Source organism: Dyadobacter pollutisoli, assembly GCF_026625565.1.
In the GTDB taxonomy this organism is placed as follows: domain Bacteria; phylum Bacteroidota; class Bacteroidia; order Cytophagales; family Spirosomataceae; genus Dyadobacter; species Dyadobacter pollutisoli.
The window spans coordinates 1577912-1596063 of sequence record NZ_CP112998.1 but is presented as its reverse complement, the minus strand read 5'-3'; the positions used below and the strand labels follow the sequence as shown (position 1 = coordinate 1596063).

Annotated in this window: 16 protein-coding genes; 3 read left to right on the top strand and 13 right to left on the bottom strand. The window is 44.3% G+C overall.

Features of this window, described 5'->3' with window-relative positions; translation table 11 throughout:
* Window positions 1-41: 41 nt before the first annotated feature.
* Window positions 42-2663: a response regulator gene (locus ON006_RS06620; protein WP_244819271.1), complete on the top strand. Its 2622-nt coding sequence runs from the start codon at window positions 42-44 to the stop codon at window positions 2661-2663.
* A 13-nt stretch (window positions 2664-2676) separates the two neighbouring features.
* On the opposite strand, the gene ON006_RS06615 is transcribed toward ON006_RS06620, so the two are convergent.
* From ON006_RS06615 to ON006_RS06585, 7 genes are all read right to left on the bottom strand, one after another.
* Window positions 2677-3867, bottom strand: a complete 1191-nt coding sequence (locus tag ON006_RS06615; RefSeq protein WP_244819272.1) for a glycosyltransferase — start codon at window positions 3865-3867, stop codon at window positions 2677-2679.
* Between the two features lie 68 nt (window positions 3868-3935).
* Window positions 3936-4787, bottom strand: coding sequence for a beta-1,6-N-acetylglucosaminyltransferase (locus ON006_RS06610; RefSeq protein ID WP_244819273.1), 852 nt, complete (start codon window positions 4785-4787; stop codon window positions 3936-3938).
* 179 nt (window positions 4788-4966) lie between these two features.
* Complete coding sequence (locus ON006_RS06605) at window positions 4967-6493, bottom strand: O-antigen ligase family protein (protein WP_244819274.1); 1527 nt, start codon at window positions 6491-6493, stop codon at window positions 4967-4969.
* On the bottom strand, window positions 6494-6640 hold the full coding sequence (locus ON006_RS06600; protein ID WP_244819275.1) for a hypothetical protein: 147 nt from the start codon (window positions 6638-6640) through the stop codon (window positions 6494-6496).
* A gap of 11 nt (window positions 6641-6651) precedes the next feature.
* Window positions 6652-7833: a glycosyltransferase gene (locus ON006_RS06595; protein WP_244819276.1), complete on the bottom strand. Its 1182-nt coding sequence runs from the start codon at window positions 7831-7833 to the stop codon at window positions 6652-6654.
* Window positions 7830-10010, bottom strand: a complete 2181-nt coding sequence (locus ON006_RS06590) for an exopolysaccharide transport family protein (RefSeq protein WP_244819277.1) — start codon at window positions 10008-10010, stop codon at window positions 7830-7832. Before ON006_RS06590 ends, ON006_RS06595 begins: the two co-directional genes overlap by 4 nt.
* Window positions 10007-10675 (bottom strand): TolC family protein, encoded by a 669-nt coding sequence (locus ON006_RS06585; RefSeq protein ID WP_244819278.1) that lies wholly within the window; start codon window positions 10673-10675, stop codon window positions 10007-10009. The genes ON006_RS06590 and ON006_RS06585 overlap by 4 nt, the downstream gene beginning before the upstream one ends.
* Window positions 10676-10930: 255 nt before the next feature.
* On the opposite strand from ON006_RS06585, the gene ON006_RS06580 reads away from it, so the two are divergent.
* Window positions 10931-11407, top strand: coding sequence for an acyltransferase (locus ON006_RS06580; protein ID WP_244819279.1), 477 nt, complete (start codon window positions 10931-10933; stop codon window positions 11405-11407).
* 4 nt (window positions 11408-11411) lie between these two features.
* Here the strand turns inward: ON006_RS06580 and ON006_RS06575 are convergent, their stop codons facing one another.
* From ON006_RS06575 to ON006_RS06560, 4 genes are all read right to left on the bottom strand, one after another.
* On the bottom strand, window positions 11412-12626 hold the full coding sequence (locus ON006_RS06575; protein WP_279679523.1) for a sugar transferase: 1215 nt from the start codon (window positions 12624-12626) through the stop codon (window positions 11412-11414).
* Window positions 12627-12638: 12 nt separating this feature from the next.
* Window positions 12639-13028, bottom strand: coding sequence for a response regulator transcription factor (locus ON006_RS06570; protein ID WP_244819280.1), 390 nt, complete (start codon window positions 13026-13028; stop codon window positions 12639-12641).
* A 359-nt stretch (window positions 13029-13387) separates the two neighbouring features.
* Window positions 13388-14374 (bottom strand): energy transducer TonB, encoded by a 987-nt coding sequence (locus ON006_RS06565; protein WP_244819281.1) that lies wholly within the window; start codon window positions 14372-14374, stop codon window positions 13388-13390.
* A complete protein-coding gene (locus tag ON006_RS06560) occupies window positions 14367-14957 on the bottom strand; it encodes an RNA polymerase sigma factor (RefSeq protein WP_244819282.1) in 591 nt (196 codons plus the stop codon). Before ON006_RS06560 ends, ON006_RS06565 begins: the two co-directional genes overlap by 8 nt.
* Before the next feature lie 143 nt (window positions 14958-15100).
* On the opposite strand from ON006_RS06560, the gene ON006_RS06555 reads away from it, so the two are divergent.
* Window positions 15101-16966: a YfbK domain-containing protein gene (locus ON006_RS06555; protein WP_244819283.1), complete on the top strand. Its 1866-nt coding sequence runs from the start codon at window positions 15101-15103 to the stop codon at window positions 16964-16966.
* A 60-nt stretch (window positions 16967-17026) separates the two neighbouring features.
* On the opposite strand, the gene ON006_RS06550 is transcribed toward ON006_RS06555, so the two are convergent.
* Entirely contained in the window at window positions 17027-17611 is a 585-nt protein-coding gene (locus tag ON006_RS06550; RefSeq protein ID WP_244819284.1) for a DUF4202 domain-containing protein, read from the bottom strand.
* 18 nt (window positions 17612-17629) lie between these two features.
* Complete coding sequence (locus tag ON006_RS06545; protein WP_244819285.1) at window positions 17630-18103, bottom strand: hypothetical protein; 474 nt, start codon at window positions 18101-18103, stop codon at window positions 17630-17632.
* Between the last annotated feature and the right edge of the window lie 49 nt (window positions 18104-18152).

The following is an 18152-nucleotide window of genomic DNA, read 5'->3' as shown; positions in this document are numbered from 1 at the left end:
ATACCAATCAGCTAATACCGAGAGCCCCTTAATTCAAGTCTATGCCGACCAGTTTGACAAAAGATTCATTCAGATGGTATTATGCGAGCATATACCTTGGCCTCGCGTTGATTTTTGGCTCGCAGTACTTCACCTATAAGAACGTGCGGGACCTCTCTCTCAACAATGAAAGGCTCACCCGGACCATTGGCGTTTTGAACCAAACCGCCAATTTCGGCCTGGTTACTAAGGATTTTCAGTCGAATATGCGGGGATACCTCATTACCGAGAACCGCGCTCTTCTGACTGACAACTATAATAAAAAGATTCAGCTCATCGGCATTACCGATACTTTATTCAATCTGGTTAAAGACGATTCAATTCAGACTAAAAGGGTAAAGGACCTGCTTTCGATATCCAGCAGCATTGTCGGTTATTCCCAGGGACTTATCACGCTGTACCGGACCGACGGACAAGAAAGAGCCTTTAGTAAAATCCAGGAAGGAGAGGGAATCCAGCTTAACAGTACATTGACACGAAAGATCAATGAAATTGAAGACTATGAAAATCACAATCTAAACCAGCGGCGCATGCTGGTAGCACGGACACAGGAAAATTCAGTGCTTTTCATCATCGTAACAGGTGTCGTAGGGTTTTTGTTGACGATACTTTCCATTATTTTCATGAATCTTGACAAACGCAAACAAGTCCTGTTGCAAAAAGAAATCAATGAAAAAGAGAGGCTGGTCAGCCAGTACCTGGAAGCTATCCCAGACGGGGTAATGGTGATCAATAAGCAAAGTGAAATTGTGTTTCTGAATCAATCAGGACGGGACATTTTAGGTTTGAAAACCGGTCGGCTCATCACCCTGGCTGATGAGCTCAACCAGATCAAACTGCTGGACCCAACCCGTTACCACGTGCGCTTTACACCCGACACACTTCCGGTGGCGCGGGGATTACACGGCGAGAAGTTGATCGGCAATAAAATTGATCTGGTCAGGAATGATAAAATTTATCATTTGGAAACCAACGTACAGCCAGTGATCGGGCTGGAAGGTGAAATCACCAGCGCTATTACTGTTTTCAGGGACATTACAGAACGTGCTAACTATGAGGCAACGCTGGAAAAGGCCCGCGTGCTTGCTGAAAAATCAGTTAGGGTCAAAGACATTTTTCTATCTAATGTAAGTCATGAGATCCGAACGCCGCTGAATGCGATCATTGGCTTTACCAACTTGCTGATCGGCGAGGTGACTGAGCCCAAAAGCGTTGAGTACGTAGGCTACATTCAATACGCAGGCAAAAATCTACTGGAATTGATCAACGATATTCTGGACTTCTCCAAAATCGAAGCCGGACAGGTACACCTTGAAAAAACAGCTATTTCACTCAAAGAAGTCGTCGAATCCGTTTCTGTGATCGTCAATCAAAAAGCCGTTGAAAAAGGGATTACTTTCCAGGCTGTCATGGCCGATGGGCTACCCGAGTTCGTTGAAGCCGACAAATTGCGGCTCACCCAGATTTTGCTGAATGTGTGCGGTAATGCCGTCAAATTTACAGAAAAAGGAAGGGTAAGCCTGACGGTGAACCCGATTAGCGAAATCGTGAATACTACACAGACAATCCGGATAGAGGTCATTGATACTGGAATCGGCATTGCCAAGGATAAGCTTCATGACGTTTTTAACAGGTTTGTACAGGCCACTGAGAGTACGACCAGGGTTTTTGGCGGTACAGGCTTAGGACTGAGCATTGTAAAATCATTAGTCCAACTTTTTGATGGCACTTTAAAACTGCAAAGCGAGGTGGGAAAAGGAAGCGTCTTCACCATGGACTTCCCGTTCAAGGTAATGAAGGACGCTGCACCTTTGGAGGACATCGAGGTGGACATTGATACAAGTGCGGCAATCAGTAAGCTGCGTGTGCTTGCTGCCGAAGATAACACCCTTAATCAGAAGCTATTACAAGCCATTTTTGAAAGAATAAAAATACCCCTGACCATCGTCAATAACGGCCAGGAAGCACTTGATAAATTGAATTCGGAAGAATTTGATATGGTTCTGATGGATATCCAGATGCCAATTATGGACGGCTATACGGCCATTAAGGAAATCCGCAGGTCCATTTCAAAAACCATCCCGATTATTACGATGACTGCCCACGCAATGGTCGGCGAGAAAGAAGAGTGCCTCAGCATCGGAGCTAACAGCTATATTTCAAAACCCTTTAAGGAAAGTGAATTGTTATATACGATCGCACATTTGGGCAATAAAGACAATATCGAAGCCCCTCCATCACCAACACCACAAACAAAAGATCTCAATTCTCAACCACCAAATAACATGTCCGATAATATTTTAAATCTTGACTATCTCTCTGAAATCACGGGCGGCGACCAGGAGCTTCGTGATGAGCTGATCGCGATGTTTGAAAAAGATAGCCAAATCCAGTTACGGACTATTGAGGAAGCATCCGCATCGGGAGATATGGATAGACTGCGCCAAACAATTCACAAGTTCAGATCTTCGTTATTTTCTGTGGGAATGCTGGCTACGGCCAATCAGTACAAAGACCTGGAAGCAATTCTCAAACAGGGAAACTGGAATGCGGAACTGAGCCAAAAACTGGTGCAGCTTAAAGCAGAATCCGAGTCAGGATTGGTTCAACTGAAATTGCTTTAATACTTATCGATTCTCAGCGTTTAGGACTACCAACCTGGTCGACAGCTTTGTAAATTTCGCTTACGCTGTTTTCCCAGCTATGAGAGCTCGCAAATGTCCTCCGCGCTGCAATCCTGGATTCTGAATTTTCGAAAAGCGCCAGCTCAATGAGTGAAATATAGTCCTCCTTGGTCTGACCCAGGTAAACGTGCTCAGAAAAAACACTCATCGCATCTGTCCGCGTCGCAACTACGGGTTTTCCTACGGCGAGATATTCGTCAATTTTTCTGGGATAATTCCCAATCGTTACTTCGTTAAGCAGCTGAGGGTTCAGGCACACATCGAAGGAATTGATATAGGCGGGCAGGTCTTTGATGTCCCTTGAGCCGGTAAATATTACATTAGGCAAGGCGTGTAAGCCACTTTCCCGAAATTCGTTATCCTCGGGCCCCACCAGCACCAGGTTCCAGTCGGGGCGCTTTTCGGCAATGTATTGCAACAAGTCCATGTTGAGACGAATGCTCTGCAATGCACCCACGTAACCAATGCGCGGACGCGAGCTCGCCCGCATGTCGTCAGGCTCAGCCGCATTGATGCCTTCCATAAAGATCTCCAAATCACAGCCTTGCCCTACATAATAGGCATTCGGGTTGTACCTTCTGCAATAGTCTGCCAGATAAGTTGAATTGGCAACGCAAAGATCACTTTTGGCGATCAGTGCGGGCTCAATAGCAGCCCCATGTTTTTTCCAGTAATCCACGGCGAGCATAAAATCCCTGGAATAGTAAATCGACAGCTTCGGTTTCAGCATATCTTTTAGATAAAAGCTCCGGAACATATCATTATCATTGAAATGGATATAATCCACAAAACCTAGCTTCGATACTGCCCTGGCGATGCTGCCGGCAAAGATCCTGTTGTTTCTTTTATTGAGATAAGTGAAGATCCTCTGAGAGGAAAGCCAGTTGATGGATTCTATTAATTCGTCGGGATATAATACCCAGAGGTTTTCCTGTATTTTTTCAAGTCCATCCCGTTTTTTTTTGATCACATCACGGCGTTTGGCCACTTTGGGGTCACTACCGTTTTTTAGCTGGCTGATCCGGTCAAGAGGCGAATTCACATACAGTACCCGATGCTTTTTGCAGAATTCCAACGCGATATTCTTGCAATTACTACCAATTTCCACATCCCAAGCCTGTTGTCCGGTAATAACAATGTCCATAAATAATTCACCGATAAGTAAAAAAAGAATTCTGCATCCGTTTTGAAAAAGACAACCAAGCCTTTAAACTAAGTGTGGCTGAGTATTTTTTTGTCAAGTTGATCAAGTATCCCGGGATGGTTTAACATGTCAAATTTTCTCGCAAAAAGAGCGCCGGAATTCAACAGTTTTTCCAGATCGCTTTCTTTTAATATTTCAGGGCTCGCTTTCCCGTTCTGCCAATCAATATACCTTAGGTTGTAATTTACCATTTTGTCCCGAAAACCCGAGTTATACAGAATCGTTTGAAAGATTATTTCATCAGGCGCCCATGTATGCCGGAAGAAAGATACGAGACCGGGATGCGACCGTAGATATTCTATTATGTACCTGGCAGCATCCAGTGTGATACTCATCCATTGCGACCGCCCGACGGGTACCGGATGCTCGGGCATTTGCCGAGACGGCAGTAACCGGTTCATCCATTTCTGCACAAAATACTTTCCTGGAAATGAATAATCCGTCAAATGATACTCGGTTAGCCTGGTAATAGCTTCCGTCCATTCCTCCATGACAAGCTGATATTCCATAAAGTTTTGTCCTTTATGCTCCTGAAAAAAAACGTGAATTTCATCCGGATTTTTCAGTGGGTAATCAGAACCGCTCAACAGATTGATATAATCAACTTCCAAGCCGGAATCTGAAATAGCCTGAAAACCGTTGACCATTGCTTGAACAATACTGTATGCACCCCAGCCCACTTTTACACGCTCCTTGACAAAAAATACCCGTTGTTTGGAAGCAAGAAACTGAAAATCACTCAATACCTCTTTCCGGTCAATGTGCAAAAAACAATACGCATCGGGATGTTCCAGCGCCTTGATCAGTCTTGCCAGTTGCCTGGGTTGGGAATGAGCCAAAATAAGATGGGCAATTCTCATAAACTGATCTATTAATTTGTAATTCTCGTCATTTTTTATGCAGGGTATCTGCATTTATATGACTTAACGTGGGCATAATTTAGTATTATTTGTATACATAATATTACTTGGCCTCATCAATTTAAAGCTACTAAGTCATCACTTTATAAGGCCGCCAAGCTTTCAAGTCCGATAAAAAATTACGGATATTGTGCAGTGGCCGCCAGCCTGGTCGGCTTCTCCTCTTGCTTGTCATCAATAATTTTGGTGACATTGATGATGGCAACGACCAGATAAAAGTAAATATTGGAAGGAAACTGCACCAAAGCTTCTTGTGGGTAATTACCGATGTTATAAGCGAATACAATCAGAAGCATGGCCATACAGTAGGTCTTTAGTTCCTTGTCGCGAATGGTAAAGTAGTTATTGATCCCTTCCCGCAAAATGAAAAACATCAGAAAACAAAATATACCCAGGCCAATCCAGCCCAGCTCCACTGCTACCCTGACATAGCCACTATCAGGAGGAAAATTGGCCAGGTAAGAATTCGGAGCAAAGCGCTGCCCCCAGGCACCCGTCGCGCCGAGCCCTCCACCCATTGGATGTGACAGTATATAGGGTTGAATGCGTTTTTGGTTATTTTTTCTGGCCTGAAATGAGATGTCCTCGTTGGGTTTGAAGGCCGTCTGAAAGCGTACAATATTGGAGTTGGAGGTAGGTACCAAAATCAGAAAGAGTATTCCAACCCCGGCAATGGCCGTACCGATCAGTACCTGACGGTTGAACCGAAGAATGACAAACAAAACCATTGCAGCAGGAAGGAGCACATACGCACCCCTGGTGCCTGAAAATAGCATTGCAGTAAAGAATAAGACCACAAAAAGGGCCAGCAATATCTTTTTCCAGATCTGTTTAACGAAAGTAATCAAGGCGATGCATAAAACACTGCTCACCACCATGTTGTATGAAAAAGCGACCGGATCCGAGAATATGGAAAATTTTCTCCAATGTCCTGCGATAAAGAGCAGGTTCTGAATATTAGGATCTGAATACAGCCACTCTTCCTCCGCGGCGGAAAACCCTATAAACTCTTGCTTGAATGCATATAGAGCCGCAAAAACAGCTAAAACAATCCACATTTTCAACAAAAATCGGATCTGTTTGACCGTTTTGATCTGGTACATGAAAACGAAGTACGTGAGCATCACTATGGCCACTGACCGTATCGTATAAACCCAGGCCAGCCGGGACTCGGTGACCGGATTGGCCACCTCTACAAAATTATAAACAATCCAGATCAGGATCATCGTGCTAATCGGTCCACTGAAAATTTTCCAGTTTGGATTGCGTTTTTGATGAATAAAAAAGCCCAGGATCAGTAAACCCTGAATGCCGTCCATGAGCGTCCCCATGGGAAAATCGATCCCTATCTTCATAATAAAGAAGAGCAGATACGCCAGCACCAGCAGAACGACCATTCCAAATTGCGGGAAAACCACAATTGAATACACCACGATTGGAACGATCATAAGTATCAGAATGATTGCAACCGCAAAAATCCCCTTGTAGGCGATGAGTGCCCCCAATCCTGCCGAAATCAAAAGCAGGATGACAAGCCCCGTAACATTGCTGAGCTTATCAACCCAAAAGAGCTGTCTGAGCCAGTTTTTAAAACCAGATCGGGAACTGTTTTCGCCGGGAACAAAAAGTTGTAAATCTTTCTCCACTTAAAAAAATAGAATTTTAAAGAAAAAAATGAATGCACTGACCAGTGCCAGCAACAGGGCCACCTGACGTGTCTTCTTTTGCAATGGCGTCAGATGATCGAAAGTCATCTTCTTTTTCTTTTCCGTTTTTGCTGGGTAAATTTTCATATCACAGAAGGCTATAACTGTTTATGGTCTGTTTGTCCACTTCTTGTTGCCACTGAAATCTGGTTTGCCTTCCGCGCATTGAGCAGCGCCAAAAGTTGAAAAGCAATAAACTTTGGAATGTTGACCAGCGACTGATAAATCCTCGGGTCGGTATGCGACCTCCTTAGTGATATATAAAAACCTGTTACAAAGACGCATAAGCCTACAAACCAGGCTATTACAACCGGAATGGAAATAAACAGGTTGATCAGCATGAAGAATACCGACAAAATCAGAAAAATGAAAAGCGGTGGTCTGAGCAGGACCAATCCAAAAAGCACCTGATTCCAGTTTAAATTGGCCAGCCCACTGAAAAAAATCTTGAAACCCAAGGCGAAATATTTGAACCAGGTATTGATCCAACGCGCCCGCTGCTTGACGAGTTGATCAGATCCAGTCGTCTTTTCGTCATAAACTATGGCTTTTCCGGTGAATGCAATACGGTACTTTCTAGTGACAATCCCTTCCTGCAGCACTTTGTCAAACCCCGCGCCAGTTACGTCCAGATGTCCCAGACACTCCTTGTAAAGAGCTGTGCTAAACGCCATACCCGACCCTGCCAGCGTGGCTGATGATCCGGCGCCAAAGAGAATCTTACCATCATAGAAATGATAATAAATGTCTCTGCCTGCATCCAGACAAGCATAGGTACTATCCAGGTTTTTAGCCTCCCTGACCCCTTGAACCGCCTGAAAACCAGCACTAAAATAGGTATTCAACTCATTGAGGTACTGCGGATCCGTTAAGTTGTCACTATCAATAATAGTCAGGTGCGAATGTGGCCTGATAAAATGTTTGATCGCATAAAAATGTGAGCGGGTGTTACTACCCAGAACCTGTTCAGGTCTTAGCAGCAACACTTTATCGACTGGAAAATGAAGATCACTAATGTCACATTTATCAGCCACTACATAAATATGATACTGCTCGTAGTTCAGTTCCAGCAGTGAAGCTACCACCGCAGGTAGCTGCTGGGTATACTCGTATGCTGTGACAATGATTCCGTAGTCCGGCAGATCTGTCACGTTGTTCTTACCTGGCTGCTGCTTCTCCCCTCCTCTTATGCTATAAATGAGCAACAAGATTACAGGAAAGACCAGGTTAAACCAGATCAAAAACTGAATAAGCAACCAGATTCCTTCTACGATTTTCATGCTTCCACGGGTTTGCCTATCTTACCTGCCTGCTCTGGAATATCTTCCGTATTGGTAAGTACCCAACCTGAGAACTTGTCTTCCAGATTGTTAAGGTATTGTATCTTGGATTCATCTTCTTCTGAAATAGAACGACCTGCTGCAAAAACGGCAACAACCCTGTCAGAGAATGTCACCCATTCCTTTGCCTTGTTCATCGCCGTCAGCGAATCGGCTTCTATCAGTATGATATCGAACTGCGCCTTCAAAGCTCGAAGACGTTCGCTGATCCCTTTCTCGCTGGCGAATTCCAGCAGGGAGACATCACCTCCTTTGTTGCCCAGGATACGTATCTGTCCTGGACTGGCTTCGATAATTGTATCACTTTTGATAAAGCCTTCAATCATGCTTGTGTCGGGGTTGAGCTTGGAAATATCAGGCTGTCCAAAATTACCGTCAATGAGCAGTACTGTTTTATTGATTTTTGAAAACGCCCAGGCTAATGCGATCACAAAAGAGGTTTTGCCCACCCCGTGCGACAGACTGGTCACCGCGATTACTTTCGGATCATCCAGCTCATTATCCAGCTCATAGCGAATCGAACGCACCAGGTTTTTGTAGAGCCTGATGGCCTTATCGTCCGAAGCATTCATACCAGAAAGGCTTAGACTGGAACCTTTGTCCAAAGCATTCAGATAGCCCAATACCGGCCGCTCGGTGGCATTGGCAAGCTGCAAAGGATAACGAATGGATTTGTCGAGATAAAATAAAATAAAGAAGACAAATACACAGAAAGCCAAACTGATCACACCGGAAAGGATCACGAGCACCATTTTTTTCGACGCCTGCACCTCTCCCGGCATTGCGCGTTCGATCAACCGCAGATAAACTGGAAAACTAAATTCCAAACTCGCCTCATTGTACCGCTGCAGTGATTCGATATATTCTTTACTAGCAATGTCGATCGAAGTTTCGTACTCCTGAATTTTCGCCTCATTGGGTACCAGCCCGTCAAATTTCTTGTTCAAACGGTCCAGTTCCCCCTGAATGGAGGCCACACTGTTTTTGGCCAGTTCCAAAGAAATTTCCATGGTCAGTTTCTGGGTTACCAGATCCTGTTTAAGCGCCATTGGATTATAAGCGTATTTATCCGATGCCTCGTCAATCTCGCCTGCAAGCTTGCTCCGAAGCGAATCCAGGCTGAATTTTAGGCGCGGATCAAAATTATTGAGCACATAACGTTCATTCAATGCCCTGAGATTTCCCTTTGTCGCAATGATTTTTTGGTTGATACCCGTAAGGGCGCTTTCGAAATATTTTCTTTCTGTAGGATCAAATTTGTGGTCAATGTTACGGATCGCCGCTCCTAGGGCAATGATATCCTTCTGCGCAACTTCTCTTCGGGTTTCGTAGTCGGCCATTTGTCCATAAATACTTTTCGCCTGTTCGTTGAGGTTCAACACCCGGTTCTGGATCTTGAAGTTTCTCAACGTGTTCATTCGCGCATTAAGCTCTGCCTGTTTTTGCAGCATAAAGTTCTGAAGGAAATCAATGGTCCTTTTATTGTTACCAACCACCCTGGACGAATTGTCAGAAATAAACTCCTGGCTCAAAGTGTTGATCACATAGGCTGAAAGCTTCGGATTTTCCGCTTCGTATTCAATGTCGATGTAATCACTGGCGCCCGTCCTGTAAATGATCAGTTTGTCCCGCAGAGCGTTGGCGTCGTATTTCATATCGACGATGATCTTATTGAGATGTTCCTCATAAGGTTTCCACAGGAAAAGCTCTTCGCGGTTGTTATACTTCTCAGTAATGAGACTGATGGCTTTGACTTTATCAGCCTTGCTCATCGTTTCCAGCGCACTGACCGGTTCCCGCCAGGTCGAGTCCTTTAATCCTTTCAGATCGTTGAGCAGCAATCGGTAAGATACTTGATCCAGTGTCCTTTTCAGTCGCAATGTTTGAATAAGACTTTCAAACTTGCGCGAAATTTGTTGGTCTTGCTCTTCCTTGGCTCTTGTAATAACTTGGTCGGTCTTATCCACAAGACCGGTCGCAATACGGGCGCGTGAAACGAACGTATCCGGCAACCTTCTGACCAGGAAATAGCAAATAATGACGGTGATCAAGGGAACCAGGATCAGTGTTATTTTATTGCGTTGCAGTAATCTCAAAAATTGTACAAATTCGCTCATTTTATATCTTCTAATTTTTGTCCCAACAATTCTTCCAGGCTGCTTTTTGCAATCAATACGTCACTTTCAGCATTCAGCAGGTTCTGCGAGTGGTCGGTCTGCATGACCAGCATCTGATTATACTTTTCTATCGACTCCTGCCCCATTTCAAACCGGTGCTTGATGTTGGAAACCATACTTTCCACATCCAGCACAGCACCGGAACGTAGGCGGTAGACTGCCTTTTTCTGAATGTAAGTAAAATAGCGCTTTTTCACTTCCGCTTCCATGCTCAGATCATAAGATTCCTTGTCTAATTGGGCAATGGCCAGTTCGCCTTTGGCCTGCTTGATCATACTTGGCTTTTGCAGGATAGCGCCGATGTTGACAAAAAAACCAAGCTGATAACCACTAAGAAGTGTGGGGGAAATAGTAGCTGTATTGTTATTGGGGCTATACAGATAGGAAAAATTGAAAATGTCAAAGTAAGAGAGCTTGGCCTTTTTGACGCCGTATTCAGTGACAGCTACCCTAGCCTCATACATTTTAACTTTTGGGTAATTGGCTTTGCAAATCGCAATCAGTTTGTCAAGATATTCATGGGAAATATCCTTAGTTAAAGACTCCTGAGCTTTGGCTGTGGATATTATTAAAAACAAGGGAACCAAAAATACGGCGTATCTCATCGGCATCAGTTTGAAAAATATGTTATTTAAAATTACTTTATGCTTGATTTTGTAGCGATACAAAATACATTTGACTAAAATTATTACTACATTACTTTTAATAGTCCATTCAGAATGCCTTTCTCTGATCAAATTCGCAACAATCCCCGTTTAAAAAAGTTTTTTCACTGGCTTCTTATTCCCACAAATCAAGCCCGTCCAAGACTTTGGGTAAGGGTTTTTTTAAACCGGTTTTATCATCAAAAGGGTGAAGGTGTGGTAATCAGACGCTGGGTACGAATGGATGTAGTGCCGTTCAATCATTTCTCAATCGGAAACAATTCGATGATTGAAGATTTCACTACGGTCAATAATGGTGTGGGGGATGTGATAATTGGGGAAAATTCTCTGATAGGCCTTGGTAATGTGATCATCGGCCCTGTTCAAATAGGTAATAATGTCATTCTTGCTCAGAATATTGTCGTCAGCGGCCTGAACCATAACTACGATAACGTTGCTCAGCCCATTCATCAGCAAGGAGTAAATGTTGCCGCAATTGTCATTGAAGACGATTGCTGGATTGGTGCCAATACCGTGGTAACCGCTGGCGTAACCATCGGAAAACATTCCGTAGTAGCTGCCGGAGCTGTGGTCACCAAAAGTATCCCGCCTTTTTCTGTTGCGGTAGGCAACCCTGCCCGCGTCATTAAAAGATATGATGAAACTCAAAAAGAATGGGTCAAAACCTACTGACATATCATACGTTTTCTGACTGTAAAAGAGCAGGGAAGGTTTTAAGGATGATCTGCATATCCATCTTGAATGAAAACTCCTTGGCGTATGTGATATCTAATTGTGTTCTTTCCTCCTCGGACATATCTGCTTTCCCTTTGCCCCTTTTGGTTACCTGCCACAGGCCAGTTAATCCCGCCGGGCCTGCAAAGCGCAGAATTTTGTCGTCCGTAGTCATTTTTTCGGCTTCATATAGAGGCAATGGCCGGTTTCCAACCAATGACATGTCACCTTTGAGAATATTGATCAGTTGTGGCAATTCGTCAAGACTTGAATTTCTCAGAAACTGACCAAACCTGGTGATACGTGGGTCATTCTGAAATTTCATAAAGGCGGCTTTCTGATCCTTTTGAAAATGATAGAGTTTTTCACAGATCTCTTTGCCATCATGGAAAAGAAGGCTCTTGCAGCGACTACCTGCCAGACAATCAGCGCATAACCCATTACTTTCAATCTGCTGTGCGGGTTCGGTATTCTTGTTGTACATGCTCAATGCGGCCATTTTACGGATCAGTTGATCGGCATCAGTACGCATAGTCCTGAACTTGTAAAGGTCGAAGATCTTATAGCCGCTCCCTACCCTCTTGGATTTGTAAAACACAGGGCCCTTTGAGTCCAGACGGATGAGCAAGGCCACCAGCAAAAACACCGGTAAGAGTAAAATAACGGCACCGCCCGTTGTGATCACATCAATCGCCCGTTTCCAGAATGGTGTTTTACTTCCCTGAGAGCCTATTTTTTGTGAAGCTTTGTTAGCAACATACCATTGCCTTTTCTTAAAATATCTGATTCTGGTGACCAGGTCACCATCGTCAAAACGAACGGAGAAAATATCGTCGGCATGCCTTGCCTTTGCTGTGTCGATTCCTTCCTGACTAAGACGGTCGACCATTAATACAAAAGGAATATTGCCAAATCCCGAGCTGCCTCGAATGATATCGAGTAGTTCCAAACCCCCACTAGCTGCGTGTGCAAGGATGACGTCTGCCGGATAGTTCTCATTCAGCGCTTCCAGTACGCTTTCTTTTGAAGCAAAATATTCTGCCTGCAAAGTTTCCTCATATCGTTCGGAGAATCGTAGATATTCATCCAGGTCTGCATTCAGGTACATAACCCGGAATTGGGCTGTGTAGGACTTCGTTTCAACAACCATTCCCGGGGACGTGCTTGTCAATTCCATAGTATTAACTGATTAGGAGAAGCGTTTAGCGCGGCGCAAGATCGCATTGATCTTCGCATGAACTTCCATGGGATTAAACGGCTTTACCATGAAGTCGTCTGCGCCCAGATTAAGGCACTGGATACGTTCACTGCTTTCGTCAGATCCTGAAAGTATGATAATTGGAATATCCGAATACAGATTGCTGGCTTTTGCTACTTTTAAGAACTCTTTTCCGCTGAGGTTTGGCATGTGCAGGTCTGCAATGATCAGGTCTGTCTGATGGCCTTCTTCCAGCCATAACATCCCTTCTGACCCGTCACTTTTTATCACTACGTTAAAATCCTTTTTTAGAAAATGTTCCAGGATTTTAGTGATACTGGGTTCATCATCTATAATTAGCAGATTTTTTCTACTGTCCATAGGTTTTGTAAATATTTATCAAATGTCGTTGGCTGGATTAAATCAATGTTAGGAGTTTGCAATTAATTTGTAGAATTAACAATAATACTTGCCATAACAAAATCTGAGTGAAAAATTGTAGTTTTCCTGTATTACGCCAAGTTAATTTTGGACAAAAAACCACTCTCTCTATCTCTCTTCAATTAATTAGGAGGTTTGGTGCATCATAGCAAATTGAAAATTCTTTGGGAAGGCTAGTAAAACGTGTCTAGTAAAATTAAGTATTGGCAGCTATATCACAAAAGATAACTGTTCTAAATTACAAAATTTTTCAAAATTAGTTCTACAAGTAGCGCGGTAATTGGCTGGTTGTACAGAAGTTAATCAGAAATGCGAAATTGGAATGTGACAGTTGTCTGCGCAGCAATGGCCCGTCCATTGAATCTGGCGGGTACCCATAGCGGGCCGTTTTTGACTGTGAGGATGGCCTTATCATTCAGCGAAGGGTCTCCCTTTGCCGAAAATGCCGACAATGTGCTGTCGGTTTGCACTGTAAAGCTAACTTCGACTTCCCCGGATTTCCCTTCGGCCGTAGCGTTCTTTAAAAGGTAGGATCGATATGATTCCCAGCCATTTACAGGAACAGGGCGGCTGGATGGCAGTGCGATTGAGGCACCCGCAGCGTAGTCCTGGCTTACCTTTGCCGCTGACTTTCGCGGTGGTAGCTGAGCGGACGATGCGGCAACAGGCGCCGAAGCAGGTACCGATTCCACAATTGCAATGTGTTCAAGGGCGCTTTCCACGACAGCTTCTTGGAGTTTATTAGCAGATAGTTTAGGCTCCTGCTGAGGGGGCGCCGCAGGTACTATTGCTTCCAGTTCATCAGCCTGGGAGGTTTCTGGCGCGGAAGATGGCGCGGATTTAAGGGTCAGGGCCGGAGTCGAAGCTGCTGGCGGGATTGGGGTTTCCTTTACCCCTTCTTCGGGTCTGGCTAGGTCATCACCAGGCGCCCCGATCGACATTTCAAGGGCAACATTCTGGTGCTCGCTATTTTTGTTTGATATAAAATACAGCCAGTAAAAGCCCATCAGCAGGCACACCGATGCCGCTGACGCGTATGCCCACATGGGTAGAATCCTTTTCTGCTCCGGTTTGGTTCTTTCTTTTAGTGCTTCATCCAGGGTGGCTAGTGCCGACGCATAATCAATCTGATCTTCATTCAATGCCAGAAAACCCTCATATGCATCAGCCACAGGCGGCTCTTCCAGCATTCGTTTTTCGAAACTGTGCTGCTCTTGCGTCGACATCTCGCCATTCTGATAACGGCGAAAATCATTGAAGTCAAAATCCGGTTGTGAATTACCCATCGCCATTTTTATCCATGCAAATTTTCAAATTCCGCTTTCCGTTCTGGATATAACTTTTCACTTTATTGAAATCAAAACCCGTTTCCGAGCTGATTTCCTTATAACATTTCTCTTCTACATAAAATAACCGGATACTTTCCCTCTGCTCGCTGATCAGTGTTTGCATGCATTTATCCAAAGCGCTTAGCTGTGTATCCAGAATAAAAATGTCGTCAAGATCGCTGCTTTGCAAATCTGCGTTCTGAACATCGTCACTCAATTCGTCTGTCCCCACAAATATCCTTCTGCTTCTGAGCTGCATGAGACAGTAATTCCTGGCGACACTATGCAGCCAATTTTTCAAACTGCCAACCTCATGACTTCTCAAATCAGCAACAAGTTTCTCAAATATCTGCATCACAGCATCCTTACTTTCGTTCTCATCCCGCAAATACTTGTAACATATGCCGAAAATCATTTCCATATAAGGCGCATACAGTTCGCCGAGCACTCCGATATCCCCCGTCTGCTGGTACATCGAGAGCTGCTGAGCCTCTGATAGCTTTTCCGTTTTCTTATTTCGAAATATGCCTAAAAACTTCACATGTGCGTGCTTAAAGAGAACTTCTTCTGAGCCAACTAACCATTGGATGCAGTTTTTTCAAAATTCCATAAAAAATATTTAAAAGTTTTATGGAATTATCCGCCGGTGTGCATCCAGCTAAAAAAACCAAAATACAACTGACCATGAAAACAAAAATCGTAATACTCCTCGCCACATTTTTCAGCGCATTCGCCATGCTGCCTGACAGGACCATTACCGGCACGATCAGCGATAGTAACCAGGCCCCGATCTCCGGTGTCATGGTGACTGTGGCGGGCGGCAAAGCATTCACGCTGAGTGATTCCCTTGGAAAATACTCCATTCCTGTTCCAACATTTTCCAGATCGTTGACTTTCAGTTGCGTGGGTTACAAAACAAAGGAAGTGAAAATCGCAAAGAGTTCTGTGCTTAATGTAACGATGGACGCAATTGCTCCCGGGCAGGAAGAAGTAGTAGAAGCAGATCATGAGAACGAGGTCCTGGAACTGATCGTTGAGCCCAATTTCGCAAAAATGGCAGCGAGCCCCTCGACCTATGCAGCCTGTACGCCCATGCGTTCGCAAAAAATGAACACAGAAAATTACAATCCTATCAACGAAAATGGATTTCAGATGGTAGGCCAGCAGGCAGTGACCACATTCTCTGTTGACGTTGACCGGGCTTCTTACAGCAACATGCGCAGGTTTGTGAATGCGGGACAAATGCCGCCCATTGATGCGGTAAGGATCGAAGAAATGATCAACTATTTCGAGTACGATTATCCGCAGCCCGCCGATGGTAAATCCGTATCGGTTACTACTGAAATAACCGATTCACCGTGGAACAGGGGATTAAAACTACTGCACATTGGTTTACAGGCCAAAACAGTTTCCAGTAAAAACCTGCCTGCTTCCAATCTGGTATTTTTAATAGATGTTTCAGGTTCCATGTCCGACGAAAACAAGCTTCCTTTGCTTAAACAGGCGTTTAAGCTATTGGTTGATCAGTTGCGTGCGGAAGATAAAATTTCCATTGTGGTATATGCGGGTGCAGCTGGCGTGATCCTGCCGCCTACCTCAGGAGCCGATAAAATGAAGATCAGGGAAGCGCTTGAAAGTCTGGAAGCAGGAGGTTCTACGGCTGGGGGCGAAGGAATTGAAATGGCATATAAACTAGCCAAAGAAAACTTTCTTCCAAAGGGTAATAACCGCGTTATTCTGGCAACAGACGGCGATTTCAATGTTGGTATTTCCAGCGAGGGAGAACTGCAGCGCCTTATTGAAGAAAAACGAAAAGGAGGAATTTATCTGAGCATCATGGGCTTCGGTATGGGGAACTACAAAGACAGCCACATTGAGACGCTGGCCGATAAAGGCAATGGAAACTATGCTTACATTGATAACATTCAGGAGGCCCGAAAAGAGTTTGTGCAGGAGTTCGGCGGAACGCTATTCACTGTCGCCAAAGACGTAAAAATCCAGATCGAATTTAACCCCGCACATGTACAGGCCTACCGGTTGATCGGATATGAAAACCGGGCATTAAAAAATGAAGAATTTCATGATGACAAGAAAGATGCAGGTGATATGGGGTCAGGACATACGGTAACTGCTATTTACGAGATCGTTCCGGCTGGCATGCAAAGCAGTTATCTTGCCCAAACTGATGCATTAAAATATCAGAAAAACAATGCATCCGAAATCAGCAAAACAGATGAAATGCTGACCATTAAGATACGCTACAAAAACCCGGATAGCGAAAAAAGTGTACTCTTTGATTTACCAGTAAAATACACATCCAAGCCCATGTCGGCCTGCTCAGAGAATCTGCGGTTTGCAAGTTCAGTAGCAGAATTTGGTCTTTTGCTGCGCAATTCAGAATTCAAGGGAAAGTCCTCCTATGCTAATGTGATCGCCCGGGCCAAAGGTGCTTTTGGCAAAGACGAGGAAGGGTACCGCTCCGAATTTGTAAGACTCGTTAAAACCACCCAATCGCTGGACGGAAGCCAGCAAACGGCCCGAAAAGATTAAAAATAATACTGGCCAGAGTATTGAAGGCTCTGGCCAGTATTTGTGATTGAGAGTGTTTTTCTAATCCTCCTTCAAAGCTTTCTGAATCAACGACAGTCCCTCTTCACTATAATCAAGTGAAAGTGCCATATTTCTACCGGGGTCACTCATTTTGGCCCAGGTTTTACGGAGAATGTCTATCATTTTTTCTTCGCTGAGCTTTGCGATCAGATCGTCGTACTGAAATTCAAGAAAAACCAGACAAAGCGCGTTTTCCATGGTTTGGACCTCACCATCGGCCTTGATGCGCTGTTTTAAAATGATCTGCCTCACCCGGTCGACGATATCCTGCTCGTAGCCAACAGATTCCAAGATTTCCGAAGCTTTTTGGGCATGAAACCGACCCAAATCACTTCTCCATTTCAGATACCCCACCCTGCCTACCGGGTACGAATTCCGCGCTATTTCCCAACGGCCAATGTGCTGGCTTCTTGAAGCAAGCAGTAAGCTCTCGCTGGCTTCGGGTTCTAGCTTTTTGACCCATTCATACAGCTTGATGGCATAAAAATACTCGGTGGGAAAGTCTACACCATCGTATACAAGGTGTTCGGGCGCGTTGCGGTTATAGGCGTCAAAAAGTTCAAAGGCACGTTCAAGTCTGTTCATGGAGACGGAAGCTAAAAATTATTTCATAGGTTTGAATTTCAAAGCAATTTTGGTCATTCGCGGGTAGTCATAGGCGGTGCTCTGGGTTTTCATGATAAATGAATCGTCAGAGACGTCCTGTGGCATGATCGTCCATTCCCCTCCTTTCACTTTTGCTTCCGGCGCACTGACTGTAATATTCTTCTCATTGACCTGCCATTTCAGAAGAAAAGGCTTGCTTTCTCCCTTAAAAATCCCTGAAAAAGTACCATCCTTTTTCAACTCAACCGTTTCCATATATCGTTCAAAATCAATGGCCCCAAATTGCTGCGTCATCTTCCCATCTTTAAAGGTAACCGCATCATTTACAGCAATTTCCTCAATTTGCCACTTGCTTGTTCCGGTAAGGATATCGGCTGCCTCACCGGGATTTCCCGCCGACTTCCTACACGCCTGTAACTGCCACAACAAGCCTACTAAAAATATTAGAAATAATGTCCTTAACTGCTTCATATACTCAATTAATGTGCATTGCAAATATAATGGCATCTCTGCCAGATCA